General features: G+C 71.1%; 19 protein-coding genes. 11 read left to right on the plus strand and 8 right to left on the minus strand.

Going from position 1 to position 17,904, the window contains the following annotated elements:
- Window positions 1-10: 10 nt before the first annotated feature.
- A complete protein-coding gene (locus tag N553_RS0104565) occupies window positions 11-589 on the minus strand; it encodes an isochorismatase family protein (RefSeq protein WP_028045550.1) in 579 nt (192 codons plus the stop codon).
- Between the two features lie 109 nt (window positions 590-698).
- Here N553_RS0104565 and N553_RS21080 point away from each other — a divergent pair, with 109 nt between their 5' ends.
- Window positions 699-1,187 carry a MarR family winged helix-turn-helix transcriptional regulator gene (locus N553_RS21080; protein ID WP_051639821.1) on the plus strand — a complete coding sequence of 163 codons (489 nt, stop codon included), beginning with the start codon at window positions 699-701 and terminating at the stop codon, window positions 1,185-1,187.
- A 1-nt stretch (window position 1,188) separates the two neighbouring features.
- On the opposite strand, the gene N553_RS21085 is transcribed toward N553_RS21080, so the two are convergent.
- Window positions 1,189-1,788: a TetR-like C-terminal domain-containing protein gene (locus N553_RS21085; protein WP_034621065.1), complete on the minus strand. Its 600-nt coding sequence runs from the start codon at window positions 1,786-1,788 to the stop codon at window positions 1,189-1,191.
- Between the two features lie 208 nt (window positions 1,789-1,996).
- Here N553_RS21085 and N553_RS0104580 point away from each other — a divergent pair, with 208 nt between their 5' ends.
- A complete protein-coding gene (locus tag N553_RS0104580; protein WP_028045551.1) occupies window positions 1,997-2,968 on the plus strand; it encodes a DUF5692 family protein in 972 nt (323 codons plus the stop codon).
- Window positions 2,969-3,055: 87 nt separating this feature from the next.
- Here the strand turns inward: N553_RS0104580 and N553_RS21090 are convergent, their stop codons facing one another.
- Complete coding sequence (locus N553_RS21090; RefSeq protein ID WP_051639823.1) at window positions 3,056-5,293, minus strand: helix-turn-helix domain-containing protein; 2,238 nt, start codon at window positions 5,291-5,293, stop codon at window positions 3,056-3,058.
- A gap of 228 nt (window positions 5,294-5,521) precedes the next feature.
- Between N553_RS21090 and N553_RS0104590 the strand changes: the two genes are divergently transcribed.
- From N553_RS0104590 to N553_RS0104600, 3 genes are read left to right on the plus strand one after another with little or no spacing between them, the layout of a single operon-like run.
- The gene (locus N553_RS0104590) at window positions 5,522-6,277 is read left to right on the plus strand and encodes an alpha/beta fold hydrolase (protein WP_369796669.1); all 756 of its coding nucleotides are present in this window, start codon (window positions 5,522-5,524) and stop codon (window positions 6,275-6,277) included.
- Window positions 6,277-6,765, plus strand: a complete 489-nt coding sequence (locus N553_RS0104595; protein ID WP_028045553.1) for a RidA family protein — start codon at window positions 6,277-6,279, stop codon at window positions 6,763-6,765. The genes N553_RS0104590 and N553_RS0104595 overlap by 1 nt, the downstream gene beginning before the upstream one ends.
- The gene (locus tag N553_RS0104600; protein WP_034620623.1) at window positions 6,765-7,484 is read left to right on the plus strand and encodes an alpha/beta fold hydrolase; all 720 of its coding nucleotides are present in this window, start codon (window positions 6,765-6,767) and stop codon (window positions 7,482-7,484) included. The genes N553_RS0104595 and N553_RS0104600 overlap by 1 nt, the downstream gene beginning before the upstream one ends.
- Window positions 7,485-7,565: 81 nt before the next feature.
- Here the strand turns inward: N553_RS0104600 and N553_RS0104605 are convergent, their stop codons facing one another.
- Complete coding sequence (locus N553_RS0104605) at window positions 7,566-8,402, minus strand: alpha/beta fold hydrolase (RefSeq protein ID WP_028045555.1); 837 nt, start codon at window positions 8,400-8,402, stop codon at window positions 7,566-7,568.
- Window positions 8,403-8,532: 130 nt separating this feature from the next.
- On the opposite strand from N553_RS0104605, the gene N553_RS0104610 reads away from it, so the two are divergent.
- The 4 genes from N553_RS0104610 (at window position 8,533) to N553_RS21095 (ending at window position 10,747) form a co-directional block, all read left to right on the plus strand.
- The gene (locus N553_RS0104610) at window positions 8,533-9,111 is read left to right on the plus strand and encodes a TetR/AcrR family transcriptional regulator (protein WP_028045556.1); all 579 of its coding nucleotides are present in this window, start codon (window positions 8,533-8,535) and stop codon (window positions 9,109-9,111) included.
- Window positions 9,112-9,190: 79 nt separating this feature from the next.
- The gene (locus N553_RS0104615; RefSeq protein WP_028045557.1) at window positions 9,191-9,784 is read left to right on the plus strand and encodes a TetR/AcrR family transcriptional regulator; all 594 of its coding nucleotides are present in this window, start codon (window positions 9,191-9,193) and stop codon (window positions 9,782-9,784) included.
- Window position 9,785: 1 nt separating this feature from the next.
- Complete coding sequence (locus N553_RS0104620) at window positions 9,786-10,229, plus strand: hypothetical protein (protein WP_028045558.1); 444 nt, start codon at window positions 9,786-9,788, stop codon at window positions 10,227-10,229.
- A 59-nt stretch (window positions 10,230-10,288) separates the two neighbouring features.
- Entirely contained in the window at window positions 10,289-10,747 is a 459-nt protein-coding gene (locus N553_RS21095; RefSeq protein ID WP_051639824.1) for a GNAT family N-acetyltransferase, read from the plus strand.
- 27 nt (window positions 10,748-10,774) lie between these two features.
- On the opposite strand, the gene N553_RS0104630 is transcribed toward N553_RS21095, so the two are convergent.
- The 4 genes from N553_RS0104630 to N553_RS0104645 form a co-directional block, all read right to left on the minus strand.
- Window positions 10,775-12,436 (minus strand): diguanylate cyclase, encoded by a 1,662-nt coding sequence (locus tag N553_RS0104630; RefSeq protein ID WP_156043701.1) that lies wholly within the window; start codon window positions 12,434-12,436, stop codon window positions 10,775-10,777.
- Window positions 12,437-12,566: 130 nt separating this feature from the next.
- Window positions 12,567-13,052, minus strand: coding sequence for a hypothetical protein (locus tag N553_RS0104635; protein WP_028045560.1), 486 nt, complete (start codon window positions 13,050-13,052; stop codon window positions 12,567-12,569).
- A gap of 95 nt (window positions 13,053-13,147) precedes the next feature.
- Window positions 13,148-15,589, minus strand: coding sequence for a bifunctional diguanylate cyclase/phosphodiesterase (locus N553_RS21100; protein ID WP_231505160.1), 2,442 nt, complete (start codon window positions 15,587-15,589; stop codon window positions 13,148-13,150).
- Between the two features lie 146 nt (window positions 15,590-15,735).
- Entirely contained in the window at window positions 15,736-16,629 is an 894-nt protein-coding gene (locus N553_RS0104645) for an alpha/beta hydrolase (RefSeq protein ID WP_028045561.1), read from the minus strand.
- Window positions 16,630-16,722: 93 nt separating this feature from the next.
- On the opposite strand from N553_RS0104645, the gene N553_RS0104650 reads away from it, so the two are divergent.
- Together N553_RS0104650 and N553_RS0104655 are read left to right on the plus strand one after the other, a co-directional pair.
- Window positions 16,723-17,163 (plus strand): MarR family winged helix-turn-helix transcriptional regulator, encoded by a 441-nt coding sequence (locus N553_RS0104650; RefSeq protein ID WP_028045562.1) that lies wholly within the window; start codon window positions 16,723-16,725, stop codon window positions 17,161-17,163.
- A 110-nt stretch (window positions 17,164-17,273) separates the two neighbouring features.
- Window positions 17,274-17,873, plus strand: a complete 600-nt coding sequence (locus N553_RS0104655; protein WP_034620629.1) for a PilZ domain-containing protein — start codon at window positions 17,274-17,276, stop codon at window positions 17,871-17,873.
- Window positions 17,874-17,904: the final 31 nt, after the last annotated feature.

Consider the following 17,904-nt stretch of genomic DNA (forward strand, 5'->3'; position numbering starts at 1 on the left):
GCGAGTGCGGTCAGCGAGACCCGGCGAGCTGCTCGGCGAGCACCTCCGCCCACTCCAGCCGGGCGATCCTCGGCAGGATCACGTCGAGGCTGTTCGCGTGCGCCGAGGCGACCAGATCGGTCACGGCATCGTGCGCGACGACCACCTCGTACCCGAGCTCGCGCGCCGTCCGAGCGGTCGACTCGACGCCGATGCTCGTCGCGATCCCTCCGATGACGACCGACCGCACCCCCCTCCGGCGCAGCCGCGAGTCGAGCTCGGTACCGGTGAACGCATCCCACCCCCGCTTGGTCACGTGCAGGTCGTCGGGCGCCCCGGGCACCCGAGGGTCGAGGTCGGCGAAGTCGGCTCCGGGCGCGATGGCAGGCCCCGGGGAGTCGGTGCGCCCACGGAGCAGGTCCCCGCCGTCCGGCGAGAACCGGACGCGGACCCGCACGACCGGGCGCCCGCCACGGTGGGCGGCGTCGGCGAGAGCGGCTGCTCGGGCGAGGACCGTCGCCGTGTCGTGAACGGTCGGCAGGGCGGTGATGCCCTTCTGCAGGTCCACGAGGACGAGTGCGGTCGAGGGGTCGAGCGTGTCGACGGGCATGGAGAGCTCCTGGGTCGAGGCGAGAAAGACAGCAAGACTGTCCATCCGGCCGCGACCGATGTCAAGCCAAACTGCACAGTCTGGCTGTGCTATCCCGTACGCTCTGCTCATGGACGACGCCATGCTCGCGGCCGACCTCCGCCTCCAGCTCGGTCGCCTCGTTCGGCGCGGGCGAGCCGAGGATCCCCAGCCCCACGCCGTCACCGCCGTGCTCGGCCTGCTCGGTCGCGACGGCCCGCTGACCACCAGCCAGCTCGCCGCAGCGCAACGGGTCCGACCGCAGTCGATGGCTCGCACGGTCCGCACGCTCGAGGCAGCGGGGCTCGTGGAACGGGCTGCCGATCCGCACGACGCCCGCAAGTCGCCGCTCGCGCTGACCGCCGAGGGGCGGGCGGCGCTCGAGCAGGAACGTCGGCGCAGGACCGACTGGCTGACCCTGGCACTGGCCGAGGCCCTCGACGAGGACGAGAGGGCGACGATCGCGTCGGCCGTGCCCCTGCTGGCCCGCATCGTCGCCTGGGACGAGCGCCGCTCTCCGGGACGACGGGATCCACGCGACCTCGCGCTCGACGCGCCCCCCGAGACGTCGGGTGGGTGAGCTACACCCGGCCCTGGGGAGTGCGGGCCCGGGCGTCCAGCCGCGCGACAGACTCCTGCACGGCCCCGTGCAGCATCAGCTCCACGTCACCGACGAGGCGGTACGGGTCCGCGACCATGCCGTCGGACACCCACCGCAGGACCGCCGCCAGCACGGCTGAGGTGTAGAAGTCGACCACCATGGCCCTGTCGTCCGGGCTCGCCGGACCGCCACCGCCGACCTCGCGGACGACCGCCTCCGTCACGGGGCGCATCTGCCAGAAGAGGAAGCGCTCGAGACCCGCACGGCCGAGTCCGTCGAGGACCGCGGCCGTCGACGACTGGTTGCCCCTGAGGTACTTCAGCAGCCGGACCAGCCCGTCCGCCCAGGCGTCCTGCCGGGCCGAGACGCGCACCGCCTCGGCGACCTCGTTCTCGAACATCCAGACGGCGAGCTCCTGGACGTCGCGGAAGTGGTAGTAGAACGCCTGCCGGGTCAGCCCGCAGTCCTGCACCAGACCCGTGACCGTGACCCTGTCCAGCGGTTCCGACTGCAGCCGCACCTTGAGCGCGGACGTGAGGGCCTCACGCGCGTCGGAACGGCGCACGGTCGGACTGTCCACGATGCTCACTCTCAGTCCATCGGTCGGTACACCCTCATCGCCAGAGGTCGACGGTGGTGACTTACGGCTGGGTCACGCGCACGAACACACTGCACACGGCCCGCTTGACACATCACGCAAGGTGTCCAGTGCGCTGACCAGCGCGTGTCCCTACCGTAGGGGCCCCCGGAGCCATGCAGGTCACGGGCGGTCCGCGCGGAGGTTCACCTTGTTCCTGTTCGACTCCATCCCCTGGCAGACGTGGGTGATGTGGTTCGTCGTCCTCGGCGCCCTCATCGGCCTGAACGAGGTCACCCGTCGCTGGAAGTGGGCCGCGATCGCGTTCTTCGTCGCCCTGCCGCTGGTCCTGACCATCTTCGTCTGGCCCACCACGTCCGGCCCGGGAACCTCGACGGGCACCTGGTTCCACTGGGTGAAGGTGTACTCCGCGCTGGCCGGCTGCCTCGGCTTCATGGCGCTCCGGTACGTCGGGAAGCTGTCGAAGAGCCGCTGGATGCTGCTGTTCCCCCCGGTGATCCTCGTGCTCAACGTCTGCGAGGCCGTCGCCCGCGACATCCAGGTCGCGGGTCTGCAGGGCATGCACGACGGCGTGTTCATGGTCGGCGGCGTGTGGAACTACATGAACGGTGCGGCCGGCATCCTCAACGCGCTGTGCGTGTGCGGCTGGGCCGGGATCATGGTGTCGCGCGACAAGTCCAAGGACATGGTCTGGCCGGACATGCTCTGGTTCTGGTTCATCGCGTACGACCTGTGGAACTTCGCCTACGTCTACAACTGCGTCGGCGACCACGCGTTCTACGCCGGTGCCGCCGTGCTCATCTCCTGCACGCTTCCCGCGTTCTTCCTCAAGAAGGGCGCCTGGCTCCAGCACCGCGCCCACACGCTCGCCCTGTGGATGATGTTCACGATGGCGGTCCCCGCGTTCGTCACCTCGTCGCGGTTCGCCGTGCAGTCCTCCCACAACGAGACGGCACTGTTCGTGGTGTCGGCCGTATCGCTCCTGGCCAACGTCGCGCTCGCCGTCTACCAGGTGCGCACCGTCGTGACCCGGCGCCGCAACCCGCTGCGCGACCAGGTGTTCACGCACCTCAAGGCGTACCGCGTGGTCGTCGAGGAGAACGCTCCGCTCGACGCCACGACCGGCGCCGTCCGCGAGGACAGGCCGCTGGCTACCGTCTGACCGCACCTCCGGAAGGGCCGGCCGCTGGCGAGACGCCGCGGCCGGCCTTTCTGCTGCCGGTACCAGGGTCGGGCCGAGCCGACGGGTTCACCGCAGGAGCGCTTCCAGCTGCTCGCGCTCGGACACCACGTACCGGCTCGTCGACTCGGAGTCGAGCTTCCCGAGGGCGAGGACGACGTCTGCGGCAGCGGCGTCGGTGCCTCCGGCGGCCAGGTGCGCGGTCGCACGCAGACGCAGCATCTCCGCCACGCGCGTGGGAGAGCCGACCGCTTCCGCAGCGGCGAGCGCGGTCGTGGCGGACCGGACGGCGTCGGTCGCCCTCCCGAGCGCCAAGAACGTCTGGCACATGCGCTGGTGGAGGCTCAGAGTCGTGATGGTGTGAACCAGGTCGTGCGTCCTCGACCGGTTCACCTCGAGGTGCTCGAGCACCCGCTGGTACTCCTCGATGGCACGCTCGTCGTCGCCGGAGCTGTGGAGCATCTGGCTGAGCATGATCATCGCCTGCGCCGCTCCGTCGGAGTCCTCAGCCAGCTCGAACTGCACCAAGGCCTCCCGGCACGCGGCCAGACCCGCGTCGAGGTCCGTCCTGGTGAGCATCCAGGCGAGGTAGAAGTGCGCCCATCCGCCCTGCTGGTGGTCGCCGGAGGCCTCGGCGGCAGCAACGGCGAGGCGAGCGATCCGGAGCCCGACCACCCGGTCGCCCGTCTCAAGGTTCGTCGCCCACACGAGGTACCCGAGGTGCATGGCCTCGAGGCGCGTGTCGCCGAGGGCACGCGCGGACTCGACGGCCAGGCGGAAGAGCTCGAGCCAGCTGCCCCACTCCAACCACTTCTCGGAGTACCAGTGGAGGGCATCTGCGACGTCGACGACGACCGTGTGCTCGCCGGCGTCGGCGGCCGCCTGCATCGCCGACCACCACTGGTGGTCCTCGAGACGGATCCACGCATCGGCGGACTCGGCGTCCGGGAACGCGATCCCCGCCGCACCGGGTTCGGTGGGGGTGCGCCCGGGTTCGCACCAGGCGCCTGCTCGCTCGAGCGTGCCCAGGAGCCAGGCGCGCAGTCGAGCTCGACGCCGCTCGACCGCCTCGTCTCCCTCGATCGTACGGAGGCGTCCATGAGCGAACAGTCGCACCAGGTCGTGCAGCTGATAGCGGTTTCCGCCGCGCGCTTCGACGAGCCCGAGGTCCACGAGGTCGTCCAGCCGGAGGTCGACGTCAGCGTCGTCGTGATCCAGGGTGGCGGCGGCGGCACGGGCGTCGAACGTGCCGACGTCGATCACCGAGATCGACCGGAACAGGGCTGCCGTGTCCGGTTCGAGGTCGTCGTACGAGAGCGCGAACGCCGCCTCGACCGCGAGGTCCCCCGCGACCAGGAGCCGCAGGCGGTTCTCGCTCGTGCGCAGCCGGTCGATGAAGTCCGCCGCCGACTGCCCCGGACGGCTCGCGATGCGGTTCCCGGCGATCCGCATCGCGAGAGGCATGTGATCGGCGAGCTCCGCCAGCTCGCGCAGGTCGCCGGCTTCTCGCTGCGCCGCGGGGATCAGCTTCGCGAGCAGAGCGACGCTCTCCTCGTGGCTCAGCGGCCCGAGCGTCATCCGGCGCACACCCTCGAGTCCCGCAAGGGTCCGCCGCGACGTCACGACGACCGCCGTGCGGGCGTCGGCAGTCAGGACCGGTCGGACCTGACTCTCGTTCGCCGCGTTGTCGAGCAGGACGGTCACGGGTCGCTCCGCGACGGTCGAGCGCCACAGCGCCGTGGCCGCCTCGAGGTTGGCCGGCACCTTCGCTTCTGCACCCGGCAGCTGGCGCAGCAACGCACGGATCACGTGCAGCGGAGAGAGCGGGACCGGACTGAGTCCGGCGAGATCGACGACGAGGATCGGCCGCCCGGCGGCGATGCGGTGCGTCGCCTCCAAGGCGCTGCTCGTCTTGCCGACACCTGGTGGGCCGCAGATGACCACCGGCGACGGGTCCTCCGTCGACGTCCGGGCCAGCAGGGCAAGGATCTCGACAAGCTCACGCTGACGCCCGGTGAAGTCCGAGACGCGGTGCGGGGCTACCGCCGACGACTCGCGGGTCTGTGCCGATGCCGCCCGACGGGCGCGTACCTCGCGCAGGACAGCCGCGCGTTCTCGCGGTTCCAGGCCGAGTCCGTCGAGGATCGCCTCGACCGTCCGGCGCTGCGGCGTCGCACTGACGCCACGCTCGATGTCGCTGAGCGTCCGGACGCTGACGCCCGACCGTTCCGCCAGACCCTCCAGCGTCAGGTCGGCGGAGAGCCGGAGCTCTCGCAGTCGTCCGGCGAACGACCCTGATGTGCTCACAGCGGCAGGACCTGCAGTTCTGCCTGCTTCCTGCCTGGTCCGGCGGCACCTCCCACCGATGCAATGGGACGCGAGCGCAACCCCCGGCCGCAGTCGAGGGTTGCTGGCCGCACACGTGGGCTCCCGGCAGGGACGTCCGCCACGAGACGAAGGACGAGTGACATTCCGTACATCACCATTTCCGACGGGACCGAGATCTACTACACCGCGCAGGGTAGCGGTCGGCCGGTGCTCTTCAGCCACGGTTGGCCGTTGAGCTCAGACGCCTGGCAGGTCGAGCTGAAGCTGTTCGCCGACGCGGGATACCAGGCCATCGCGCACGACCGCCGGGGCCACGGCCGGTCGTCGAAGACCTACGCGGGCAACGACATGGACACCTACGCCCGTGACCTGGCCGAGCTGGTCGAGGCGCTCGACCTTCGCGACCTCGTCGTGGTGGGCCACTCCACCGGCGGCGGCGAGGTGGTCCGGTACGCCGCGCAGCACGGCGTCGGGCGCGTCTCGAAGGTCGTCACCGTCGGCGCCGTGCCGCCGATCATGGTGAAGTCCGAGAGCAACCCCGTGGGTCTGCCCATCGACGTGTTCGACGGCATCCGTGCCGGGGTGCTGAACGACGCGTCGCAGTTCTACCAGGACCTGACGACCCCGTTCTTCGGTGCGAACCGCGAGAACGCGAACGTCTCCCAGGGCGCGAAGGACGACTTCTGGCGTCAGGGGATGCTGGTCAACCTCGCGGCGGCCTACGACTGCGTCAAGGCGTTCTCCGAGACGGACTTCACCGAGGACCTCAAGGCGCTCGACGTGCCGATCCTCATCGCGCACGGCGACGACGACCAGATCGTCCCGATCGGTGGCGCCGCTCTGCTGTCCGCCGAGCTGGTGAAGCACGGCACCCTGAAGATCTACCCGGGGGCACCGCACGGCATCTCCGGCGACTTCCAGAAGCAGCTGGACGCCGACATCCTCGCGTTCGTGGCCGACTGATGGCCGGCATCGAGGCTCGCCTCGCCGAGCTCGGCATCACGCTGCCGCACCGTTCACCGGCACCGGCCGGCACCTACGTCCCGGCCGTGCTCAGCGACAACCTCGTCTTCACGGCGGGGCAGCTCCCGTTCGTCGACGGTGCCCTGCCGGTGACCGGCAAGGTCGGCGCGGCCGTGAGCGCGGACGACGCACGCGAGTGCGCCCGGACGGCAGCACTCAACGCGCTGTCGGCCGTGGCCGAGGTCGTGGGCTCGCTCGACCGGGTCGTCCGCATCGTCAAGGTCGTCGGCTTCGTGGCCTCCGACCCCGGCTTCACCGCACAGCCAGGCGTGGTCGACGGAGCCTCGACCGTCCTGGGCGCGATCTTCGGCGACGCCGGAGTGCACGCCCGGAGCGCCGTCGGCGTCGCGGTCCTGCCGCTCGACTCCCCGGTCGAGATCGAGCTCATCGTCGAGGTCTCACCCCCACTCACCCCCAAGGAGAACTGATGTCTGCCGCACCCACCGTCGTCCTCGTCCACGGCGCCTTCGCCGAGTCCGCCAGCTGGTCGGGCGTCATCGCCCGCCTCGTCGACCACGGCGTCTCCGTGGTCGCCACGCCCAACGAGCTGCGCAGCGTCACCACCGACGCCGCGAACGTCCGGTCCGCCGTCGAGGGGATCGGCGGGCCCGTCCTGCTCGTCGGCCACTCCTACGGCGGTGCAGTGATCACCGAGGCCGCGGTCGACAACCCCGCCGTGGTCGGCCTCGTCTACGTCGCAGCCTTCGCCCCGGACCACGGGGAGAACGCGCTGCAGCTGACGGGCCAGTTCCCCGGAAGCACCCTCGGCGAGACGGTCCGGCCCTACCCGCTCGGCGACGGCACGCATGACCTGTTCGTCGAGCGGGACCTGTTCCCGAACCAGTTCGCAGCCGATGTCGCGCCCGCAGAGGCCGCTATCCAGGCTCGGACGCAGCGACCCATCCGGGACTTCGCGCTGGGTGAGCCGCAGCCGGCGGCCACACCTGCGTGGAAGTCGCTGCCGTCGTGGTTCATCTTCGGCGACGCCGACAAGAACATCCCCGTGGAGGGCCTGCGCTTCATGGCGGAGCGCGCCGGAGGGCTCGCGACCGTCGAGGTTCCGGGCGCGTCGCACTCGGTCATGGTGTCGCAGCCCGACGCCGTGGTCGCCCTGATCCTGCAGGCGATCGAGCACCTCGCCGCGTAAGCACGAACGACGGCATCCCGGTCCCCTGGGTGGGGGCCGGGATGCCGTGGGTGGCGCGCCGCGCCTCGCCCAGCGGTCGGGTCAGCGCGCGAGGAAGGCCAGCAGCGCCTCGTTGACCTCGCCGGTGTGCGTGGTCAGCAGACCGTGCGGGGCGCCCTCGATCTCCACGTACTCGGCCGACGGCAGCGCCTTGACGAACCGGCGGGCCGTGGCGTCGACCGGCAGGATGCGGTCGCCGGTGCCGTGCAGGATGAGGGCCGGGACGTCGACCTTGGGGATGTCGGCACGGAAGTCCGTTCCCCAGGTGAGGGGCGCGGCCGCCGAGGCGACCGATCCCGAACCCGCTGCGACGTCCCACGCGTGACGGACCTGCTCCTCGCTGATGCGGGTGCCCAGGTTCTCATCCAGGTTGAAGAAGTCCTGGTAGAAGGCGGTGAAGTAGGCGTACCGGTCCTTGCGGACGCTCGCCGAGACACCTTCGAAGAACGAGGCCGGGACCGCACCCTCGGGGTTGTCGTCCGTCTGGGTGAGGAAGGGCTCGAGCGACGCGAGGAACGCGGCCTTGGCGACGCGGGCGGAGCCGTACGTGCCGAGGTAGCGCGCCACCTCACCGGTGCCCATGGAGAAGCCGACGAGCACGACGTCGTTCAGGTCCAGGGTCTCGAGGACCGTGTTGAGGTCGGCCGCGAAGGTGTCGTAGTCGTAGCCCACCGACGGCTGGCTGGACTGACCGAAGCCCCGGCGGTCGTACGTGATGACGCGGTAGCCGGCGTCGAGGAGCGCGGCCGTCTGGCCCTCCCAGGAGTTCCCGTCGAGCGGGAAGCCGTGGATCAGCACGACGGGCTGCCCGGTGCCCTTGTCCTCGTAGTGCAGCTCGATGTCGACCGAGTTCTCCGTGCCCACCGTGATGCGACCCATGATCTGTCCCTCTTCCTCCAGGGAGAACGGTCGTTCTCCTGCGGTGTCGCCTACAGTAGAGAACGCACGTTCTCAGCGCAAGTGCTGCGAGTGAACACGGGGCGACACCTCGGCGAAGGAACGGTGGACCATGACGAACGCGACCGATCCGACCAGCGAGACACGCGACCGCGTGGTCGCGACGGCCGACGCGCTGTTCTACGCCCGCGGCATCAACGCGGTCGGGATGGACGAGGTGCGCACGGCCGCCGGCGTCTCCCTCAAGCGCCTCTACGCCGAGTTCCCGGGCAAGGAGCAGCTCGTCCTCGCCGTGCTCGCATCGCGCCACCGGCAGTGGGAGGACGGCCTGGCGCAGACGGCGTCCGGCCTCGACGACCCACGACAGCGCCTTCTCGCAGTGTTCGACTTCCTCGAGGTGTGGTTCCGGGACGACACCTTCCGCGGCTGCGGCTTCATCAACGCCTTCGGCGAGCTGGGCGCCACGTCGCCGGCCGTCGCGGCTGCGGCACGCGAGCACAAGCAGTCCTTCCAGGACCGGATCGCCCACCTCGCCGTCGAGGCGGGCGCCGACGAGGCGCTCGGGCTGCAGCTCGCACTGCTCGCCGAGGGCGCTCAGACCACGGCGGCCATCGCCGGGCGCGCCGACGCCGCCGTCCAGGCTCGCCGCGCCGCCGAGACGCTCGTCGCCGCCGCCCTCGACGGACGCTGACGAGGCCGCCCGGGATCCCGGACCGCGCGACGAGGAGCCGACTCTTGCCAGATTTACTTAGCTGAGTAATGTGTGACGCGTGGAAGCCGCACGCGTCTACCGGAAGTCCACCGATCGCCGTCGGGAGATCCTCGACGCAACGATCGGAGCGCTCGCCGAGCACGGCTACACCGGTGCGACCTTCGAGCGCATCCGGGAGAACGCCCAGCTGAGCAGCACCCGGATGATCTCGTACCACTTCGCCGACAAGGCCGCACTGATGGCCGCGGTGGTCGAGACCGTCGTCACCGACGCTGCCGCGCAGATGGTGCCGGCAATGGGACGCGAGGAGACCCTCCGGGGCAAGCTCGCGGCCTACATCCGCTCCAACCTGCGCTATCTCGCAGACAACCGGGCAGCCGCACGTGCGGTGATCGAGGTGATCTCGAACGCTCCCCGCGCCGACAGCTCCCTGCGTGAGGACACGTCCGCCCTGCTCCTGGCCCTGCTCCTGACCCAGGGCCAGGAGGCAGGCGAGCTCCGCGACTTCGACGCCGCCGTCGTCGCCCGCTCCATCAGGGCCACGATCGACGCCTTCGCCACGCGCATGCCCGAGGGGCAGGCCGCCACGCTGCGTGCGATCGACGAGATCGTCGCGCTCTACGACCGTGCAACCCGACCGGAAGGACACTGACATGACTCTCGAGACGACGAAGAACGCCCCGGTCGCGACCGCGCTGGGCAAGGTCAGACGACTGTGGCTCGCCTGCGGCGTCCTATCGGTCATCACCCTGGCGGTCGCAGGCGTGCTGTCGGCGATCGACCCCGAGCTGGTCAACTGGGTCGTCTGGCTCCGCGGGAGTGTCGTGGCAGCTGCCTGCTTCGTGCTCGTCGCGGCCACGGCCGCGGCAGCCCGCGGAAGCCGGACGGCCTACGTCCGCATGCGGTGGATCTCGCTCCTGGCTCCGATCGGGATCGTGGCCATCGTCCTGGCGCCCGACACCGGCTACCCCGCCTGGATGAAGGTCGAGCAGGTCCTTCTGGGCGTCCTGATCGTGCTCATCGCCGTACAGCTCAACCAAGGTGCTGTGCGCCGCGCGTTCGCCAAGGAGCGGCCGGGGTCCACCTCGTCGCTGTGAGATGACGCTCCGCCGCACTGTCGCTTCCTCCTCGTCCGCGCGTTCGAGATGATCGGTCCATGAGCCGCGTGACGACCAGGCGCCTCACCCGGGGCGACGGCGACCACGCTCGCGCGATGTTCGCCACCATGGCCGCGGCGATCGACGAACCTGCCGAACCGCTCAGCGACGACCAGGTCGACCGGCTGCTGTGCTCGGACTCCTTCTGGGCGGTCGCCGCGTTCTCGGGCGATCGCGTGGTCGGCGGGATCACCGCGCACACGATCCCGATGACCCGGTCGCCCTCCGCGGAGCTCTTCGTCTACGACCTGGCGGTCCACGGCGACTTCCGGCGGCAGGGCATCGGCAGGCAGCTGGTCGTCACCCTGCGCGCCCAGGCTGCCGAGACGGGCATCACCGAGGTCTTCGTGCCGGCCGACGAGGATGACGACGAGGCACTCGCGTTCTACCGGTCGCTGGCCGGGCAGGAGTCACCTGTGCGCATCTTCGCGTGGGATGCCGCACCCGGAGAACGGTGAGCCCGCCCACCGCGAGCGGCGCACACGTCAGGCCTCGGCGACGACGACCCGGTCCTTGCCGGCCTCTTTGGCGGCGAGCAGCGCGAGGTCGGCGGCATGCAGCGGGTGGTCACCCTCGAGGAGTGGTCCGACGCCCACCGAGACGGTGACGGCGAGACCAGGTGCGAGCTCACCCCAGGCACGGCGCCGGACGAACTCGTGGACGCGCCGGGCAACCGTCTGGGCAGCCATCGCTCCCTCGCTGGGCAGGATGACGAACTCGTCCCCGCCGTAGCGCGCGACCACGTCGCCGCGGCGCGACGCGGCACGCAGGATCTCCGCGACGGTCTGCAGGACAAGGTCGCCGACCGAGTGGGACCACGTGTCGTTGACGAGCTTGAAGTTGTCGATGTCGATGAAGACCGCCCACGCCCCGACCGGCGCCGCGGCGAACGCCTCCGGGAGACCTCTGCGGTTGGCGAGCTGCGTCAAGGGGTCCTGACCGGCCGCGCGGCCGGCCCGGAAGGTCTCCGACGCCAGGCGGCGCAGGTCGTGCCGGTCGCGCAGCGCGGAGTAGCGGGCCTCTCGTTCGGCCCACTCCCGCTCGAGGGCCGCCTGGGCGGTCTGCCGCCACAGGTCCATCGCCGGTTGAGGTCCGTGCTCGGCGACCATGAGGTCGGCCATCTCGGCGCGAGCGTTCGCCGCCCACACCGCCCGGCTCGGGCTCTGCGTCGCCTCGAGCACGGCGTCGAGCTGTTCCGTCGCCGCGCGGTAGTCCTTCGCGGCGCAGTGCGCTCGGGCCAGGACGAGGTGCAGCAGGTGCGTCTCGAGGAGCTCCGGCCGGGCGGAGAAGCCCTCCGCGGCGGCCCGGGCGCGGCTGAACGCCAGGTCCGCCTCGCCCAGGTGCAGCAGTGCGTACGCCTCGATGACCCCGGCACGGGCCTCCATCGACGGCAGGGACGCTCTGCGCGCGAGCCGGCGCATCCACGTCGCCCGGCCGAGGGTCCGCACGAGGTGGGCGGCGGCCTCGTCCGCGCGCCCCTGGGTGATCAGGGCGGTCGCCCAGTACGCGCTCAGCAGCGCCGACTCCTGGGCGACGAGGAGCTGCGGCTCGGGCTGGTTGTCGCGCGTGATCGCGGCGAGCGCGGCCTCCGACTGCTCGACCAGGTGTGCCGACCGCATCGCCAGGGCCACCGCCATGCTCGCCGACAGGTGGCCGTAGCTGCCGGCCGGGACGTCCTGGAGCAACCAGTCCGCCTCAGCCATCGCGGCGATGGAGACGCTGTGCTCCCCCAGGTGGTTGCTGGCCTCCGCGATCACCGCGAGCGCCTTGGCCCGCCACGCGGGCATGGGCTCCTCGCCCAGGGTGTGCAGGAGCGCCTGGGCGGCCGCGACGGCGGTGCGGTGCTCACCGAGCTCCTGCAGGGCGATCGCCTCGATGTAGCGCAGGTAGCGCGAGGTGGAATGGTCGCCTGCGGCGTCCGTGACGAGGACCCACTGGCGGCACTGCGCCACAGCCCGGGTGGAGAACCCTTCGAGGTAGCTCTCGTGCGCCACGTCGGACAGCCCGTCCAGCGGTCCGAACTCCGGCACCAGGACGAGCTCGCGGGACACCCGCGCAGACGTGCGTGCCGCCTCGTCCAGGACGGGCTCGTCGTGCCCGCTCAGGCGCGCCAAAACCGCGTCTGAGTCGGCATCTGTGAGAGCCACGACCCCTCCATCGGGGAGACGAGTGCCACGAGCGGTGCGTCAGTCGACGCCCGAGTGGCCTATCGGCAGCTCGGCTCGATTTTCCAGCATTCTCCTGCGGCCGACCGCTCGCGTGTGGCGAAAGGGCGGGCTAACTCTGCGCGGGACCGCTGCCGCGCAGGAACGTCATCTCCCAGTTGACCGCCCACGTCGACCCGCCGTCCCACGAGAAGGCCTGCTGCCACCGTGGGTCCGGCTGCTCGGTGAACCACTCGAACCGCACCAGCACGTCGGTGTCCCGGATCCGCTGCACCGCGTCGAACACGCCGTGGCCGTCGACGAACCTTCCGACCACCGGCTCGTCGAGCACGCCCGGAGCGCGATCGGAGCTCCACCAGATGCGCCACAGGTCCTCGTCGGGCGAGTACAGCCGTAGCGCCAGTCCCTCGAACGCGCCGAGCGGCGACTCGTGGACGATGAGGCGATCGACGTTCCCGCCGCCTGAGAGCACCGGCTCGCAGGTGCCGACGCCGACGAACTCCACCCACACCGTGCCGTCGGGGTCGGTGACGTCGCGGAGCCGGCGGTTCTGCACTGCCCACTCGCCGTGCAGGAAGTCGAAGTCGGTCGAGGTCATGGCGGGCAGGCTACGGGCGACCCCCGACAACGCTGCCCGTCGTCGCCGAGCGCCCAGGCGGCTCCTCTCGTCGCCGCACCTCAGCGCGAAGCAGCTCAGGCGACCTCGACGGGGCGCGTGGGTGCCACGAGCTCGTCGGCCGGGGGCCGCGACGGCGTGGGGATCAGCGGGCGAGCACCCAGCGCCGCCCCGATCTCGGTGGCGGGCACGGGCCGGCCGAACAGGTAGCCCTGACCGTGCTCGCAGCCCAGTCCCCGCAAGGCGTCGGCCGCCTCGGTGGTCTCGATCTGCTCGGCGACGGCGGGCAGCTCCAGGCTCGCGCACAGGTCGACGATCGCGCGAGCGAGCGCACGGCGCCGACGGGCCTCCGGGTCGGAGCCCGACGACAGCTGGGTGAACGCTCCGTCGATCTTGACGATGTCGACAGGGAGGTCCTGCAGGTAGGCGAGCGACGAGTAGCCGGTCCCGAAGTCGTCGATGGCGACGCGCACGCCGTGTGCACGCAGCTCCGCCAGGTGCGCGACGCCGAGCGAGCTCTCCCCTCGGCCGGGGCCGAGCAGGGTCGTCTCGGTGAGCTCGACCACGAGGGCGCTCCCCGGCAGACCCGCCGCCTCGAGCGCATCCAGCACCGTCGATACGATGTCCGGCCGCCGCAGCTGACGCCCTGACACGTTGACGTGCAGTACGACGCCGTGCTGGTCGAACCAGGGCCGTGCGTCCAGGCACGCCCGACGCAGCACGTGCTCGCCGATCGGCACGATGAGCCCGGTGTCCTCGGCGACAGGGATGAACTGGTCCGGCATCACGAGCCCGCCCGGCGCTTCCCAGCGCGCCAACGCCTCCACCGCGACGACCCGGTGGTCGTCGAGGGAGACGACGGGCTGGTACCGCACGATGATCTCGTCGCGGCTCACCGCGTGCCGGAGCTCCTCCGCCAGCTGGAGCCGACCGAGCTGCTCGACCCGCAGCCCGGTGTGGAACACCCGAACCTGGTTCTTGCCCGCAGCCTTCGCCGCGTAGAGCGCGAGGTCGGCGTCGCGCAGCACCTCCTGCGAGGCGTCGGAGCGGTCGACGAGGCGGACGCCGACGCTTGCGGTGATCCGAAGCGCGCGCCCGTCCACCACGAAGACCTCGGCCAGCGCGCGGACCACCTTCCCGGCGACCGCGACGGCCTCGTCCTCGCTGACCCGCTCGAGCACGACGGCGAACTCGTCGCCACCGAGGCGGGCAACCGTGTCGCCCTGGTAGACGACTTCACGGAGCCGGCGTCCCACGTGGACGAGCAGCTCGTCCCCGACCGGGTGGCCGTGCTCGTCGTTGGCGTCCTTGAACCCGTCGAGGTCGACCATGAGGACGGCGCGGCGCGTGTCGTCTCCGGTCGGCACGGTCGAGAGGCGTTCGGTGAAGTAGGCGCGGTTGCCCAGCCCGGTCAGCGAGTCGTGCTGCGCCTGGTGCAGGAGGAGCCGCTGGAGCCCGCTCTGCTCGGTCAACGCCTGCGAGAGCTCGGCCGACTGACGGTCCAGCTGGATGGCGCGCCGCTGCGCGATGCTGGTCCCTGCGACCAGACGTGCGACGAGGAACGCGGAGAGCAGCGAGACGGTGACCAGCGGCACGGCGAGGTCGGACCAGGCCACCGTCACGAGCGAGCCGGGCCGGAAGGTCAGGAGGAACGTGAGCGGGCCGACCGTCGAGATGACGACGAAGACGCCACCTCGGGCCACGGTCAGTCCGACGCTGGGCACGGCGTCGGCCGAGCCCTTGACACCGGGGTGCAGCGCGGCGGCGCCGAAGAGCACGAACCACACGAGCCAGCTCGCGCTCCCGATGCCTTCGGCGAGCGACGTGTCGAGCAACGAGATGCCCGGGCTGCCGTCGCCCATGAGCGTCACGGTGTAGAGCATGTCCGCGACCGTGGATGCGCAGATGCCGGCGCCCACGAGGGCGTAGGCGACGTTGCCGTTGCCGTAGCGGAACCACAGCCGCGAGCCCATGAACAGGACGCCCAGTCCCATCGCCAACGAGGCGACGGCGATCAGGCGTCCCGGATCGGCCAGCACGTCGTCACCGAGGAAGCTGCGGTACACCAGCGCCCAGTAGAGGAGGCCCATGCCGACGACCACGACGAAGGCGTCCTTCGTCGCGCTCTCGTGCCTGCTGCGCAGGGAGTTGCGGGGCAGCAGGCACAGGCCGATCGTCAGCAGCGGGTAGGTGAGCGCGTAGACCCCGTCGAGCCAGAGCGGGACCAGGTCGTCATCCCCGACGACGACGTACCACGTGGTCCAGAGCAGGTCTGTTGCCGCCCACCACGCTGTGCCGGCGATGAGCCACCACCACGCCGCAGGGGCGGCGGGACGCCGACGGCGTACCCCGATCACCATCGCGACGACGCCCAGCACCGGAACGACGTCCCAGAGGACCTCACCGGGCCAGCCGGGAACGACCATGACCATGCCGGTGACGACGAGGCCGGCGACGAGGAAGACCAACCAGGGCGGTCCAGGAAGGGTCGCGAGCCGGCGGCGCGAGGTCGCAGCCAATCGTCACCTCCGGTCGTCCGTGGGGTCATGGGTCGCGACGCGACCACCCGGTCGGCCTCAGGAGAGGCCCCGCCGTCCGATCGGCCGGTCGAGGCCGAGGATGAGGAGCTGCGCCGGATGAACCAGGCAGCTGCGGCCGTCGCCTCCTACGAGCCGCTGGCCCTCACGTGGCTCGCCAGGAACCGCCCCGCGCGGTCGAGCGCGCGGTCGGCCTCGTCGAGCCGGCCGGCGAAGTGCTGGAACACGTGGGGCGCCCGGGCGACGACCTCGAGCGTCACGTCCAGGTGCGCCGCGGCTGCGCGCGTCGCGAGCCGGGTCGAGTCGTCGAGCAGGACCTCGTTGGTCCCCACCTGGACGAGCATCGGGGGCAGCCCACGGAGGTCGGCCAGGAGCGGGCTCACGCGTGGGTCGCCGGGATCGTGCTCTGCGACGTACGTGGACGCGTACTCGGCGATGTCCACCGCGTCGAAGATCGCGTCGTCCGCCTCCTTGGAGTGCAGGCTCTCCCCCGCGAGGGTCAGGTCTACCCACGGCGACATGAGGGCGACGGCCGCAGGCTGCCGCAGGCCGTGGTCCCGTGCGGAGAGCAACAGCGCGAGTGCGAGGCCACCGCCGGCCGAGTCGCCCGCGACCACCACCTGCGACGCGTCGTGCCCGGAGTCCAGCAGCGCCCGGTATGCCGCGAGGCCGTCGTCGAGGGCGGCGGGGAACGGGTGCTCCGGCGCGAGGCGGTAGTCGAGCGAGTAGGCGACCGCGTGCGCGCGGCGGGCCAGGGCGGTCGCCAGTCCGGCGCCGGAGCGAGCGGACCCCTTGAGGTAGCCGCCGCCGTGCAGGTAGAGCAGCACCGCGGTCTTTGCGCGCTCCGGCTCCAGCCGCAGCGCCGGCACCCCGCCGAGCCGGACGTCGGTGACCTGGACGTCCGGCTCGACCGGGCGCGAAGCGAACTGCTCGAAGCCGGCGCGCTGCTCCGCGAGGGAGGCAGGGCCTTGGGATCCGCTGCGCAGTGCGACGTCGATGGCGGTGAGCTGGTCCTGGGACATGTCGGCCTCCTGGTGACCTCGAGATAGATTCCTGGGCAACCATCTGGAGGCGGGATGCATTCCCAGGAATCTATTTCTCGAGAGGGTGGACTCATGGCGGTCGATCTCGGGTCGGTGCTCATCGACCTCGTCCGCGTCGAGACGCGGCTCTACAACGGCGTGGACGCGCGTCTCAAGGACGCCGGCGGCCTCACGCTGCCGCAGCTCGAGGTGCTCAGCCTGATCCGCGACGTACCGGGCTGCCGCGTGCTCGACATCTCGCGGACGATCTCCATCACGGTCGGTGCGGCGAGCAAGGCCGTGGACCGCCTGGAGGAGCAGGGCTGGTGCCGGCGCACGGTGGACCCCACCGACCGACGCTCGTCCGTGCTGTCACTGACTGCCGACGGCGCGACCGCGGTCGACGGCGCCACCCCGGTGTTCGAGGCCGCCACGCGCGACACCTTGGGCGGGCTCCTGCCCGAGCCGGACCTCGAACGACTGGCGCACCTCTTGCGCACGCTGCGTGCCGCACTGCAGCCCACCACGGACTGACTCGCGGCCGAACCTCAAGAACGCCCCCGAACAGCCGATTGGACGTTCGCAGGACCAGTAGCCCTTGCCGCAGAGTGCGGCCGCGCCGATCGGACGGGACAGACCTGACCATGCACGACCTCGCACACTGCACCCTCGAGGCTGGCGACCGAGAGCTCGCCGGCTACGTGGTGACGTGCGCGGACGGGAACCTGACCTTTGCCGCAGAGCGGGGTGTCATGGGCACCTTCCGCACCGGCGACGACGTCCAGGCGCTCGTGCTCGACGACGTGCGCGGTGAGGTCAGGTACGCCGGCTACGTCTCGCAGGTCGGCGTGACGACGGTGCGCATCCAGGGTCTCGAGCTCACCTCGATGCTGCAGAAGCGCAAGGTCGCGCGGGTGAACATCGCGCAGCTGTGCACCGGCGTCGCCGTGTCACCGGACGGGACCACGCGCGACATCTCGTTCGTGGTCGTCGACATCAGCGCGCACGGCATGCGCATCTCCACGACCACCGAGCTCACCGACGACGAGCGGGTCGTGTTCGAGTTCCCGGCCACCGACCGCATCGTCCCGCTCGACGCCGAGGTGCTCCGCGTGCAGCACACCGGCAACAAGCTGATCCAGTACGGCTGCCGCTTCGTCGACCTTGCGGAGAAGGACATGGACGTGCTGTTCCGCTTCGTGCTCCAGACGCAGGGATCGCACCGGCGCAACCGGCTCGGCTGACCCAGCCGGCGACCCCAGCACGCGCCGCGAC

The sequence above is a fragment of the Cellulomonas sp. URHE0023 genome (genome assembly GCF_000688475.1).
GTDB lineage: Bacteria > Actinomycetota > Actinomycetes > Actinomycetales > Cellulomonadaceae > Cellulomonas.

Coding starts and splice junctions, on each gene's coding strand:
- N553_RS21080 (WP_051639821.1), top strand. CDS start 699: ATGGACGACGCCATGCTCGCGGCCGACCTCCGCCTCCAGCTCGGTCGC.
- N553_RS0104605 (WP_028045555.1), bottom strand. CDS start 8,402: ATGGGTCGCATCACGGTGGGCACGGAGAACTCGGTCGACATCGAGCTG.
- N553_RS0104610 (WP_028045556.1), top strand. CDS start 8,533: ATGACGAACGCGACCGATCCGACCAGCGAGACACGCGACCGCGTGGTC.
- N553_RS0104595 (WP_028045553.1), top strand. CDS start 6,277: ATGGCCGGCATCGAGGCTCGCCTCGCCGAGCTCGGCATCACGCTGCCG.
- N553_RS0104655 (WP_034620629.1), top strand. CDS start 17,274: ATGCACGACCTCGCACACTGCACCCTCGAGGCTGGCGACCGAGAGCTC.
- N553_RS0104600 (WP_034620623.1), top strand. CDS start 6,765: ATGTCTGCCGCACCCACCGTCGTCCTCGTCCACGGCGCCTTCGCCGAG.
- N553_RS0104565 (WP_028045550.1), bottom strand. CDS start 589: ATGCCCGTCGACACGCTCGACCCCTCGACCGCACTCGTCCTCGTGGAC.
- N553_RS0104635 (WP_028045560.1), bottom strand. CDS start 13,052: ATGACCTCGACCGACTTCGACTTCCTGCACGGCGAGTGGGCAGTGCAG.
- N553_RS0104650 (WP_028045562.1), top strand. CDS start 16,723: ATGGCGGTCGATCTCGGGTCGGTGCTCATCGACCTCGTCCGCGTCGAG.
- N553_RS0104620 (WP_028045558.1), top strand. CDS start 9,786: ATGACTCTCGAGACGACGAAGAACGCCCCGGTCGCGACCGCGCTGGGC.
- N553_RS0104645 (WP_028045561.1), bottom strand. CDS start 16,629: ATGTCCCAGGACCAGCTCACCGCCATCGACGTCGCACTGCGCAGCGGA.
- N553_RS21095 (WP_051639824.1), top strand. CDS start 10,289: ATGAGCCGCGTGACGACCAGGCGCCTCACCCGGGGCGACGGCGACCAC.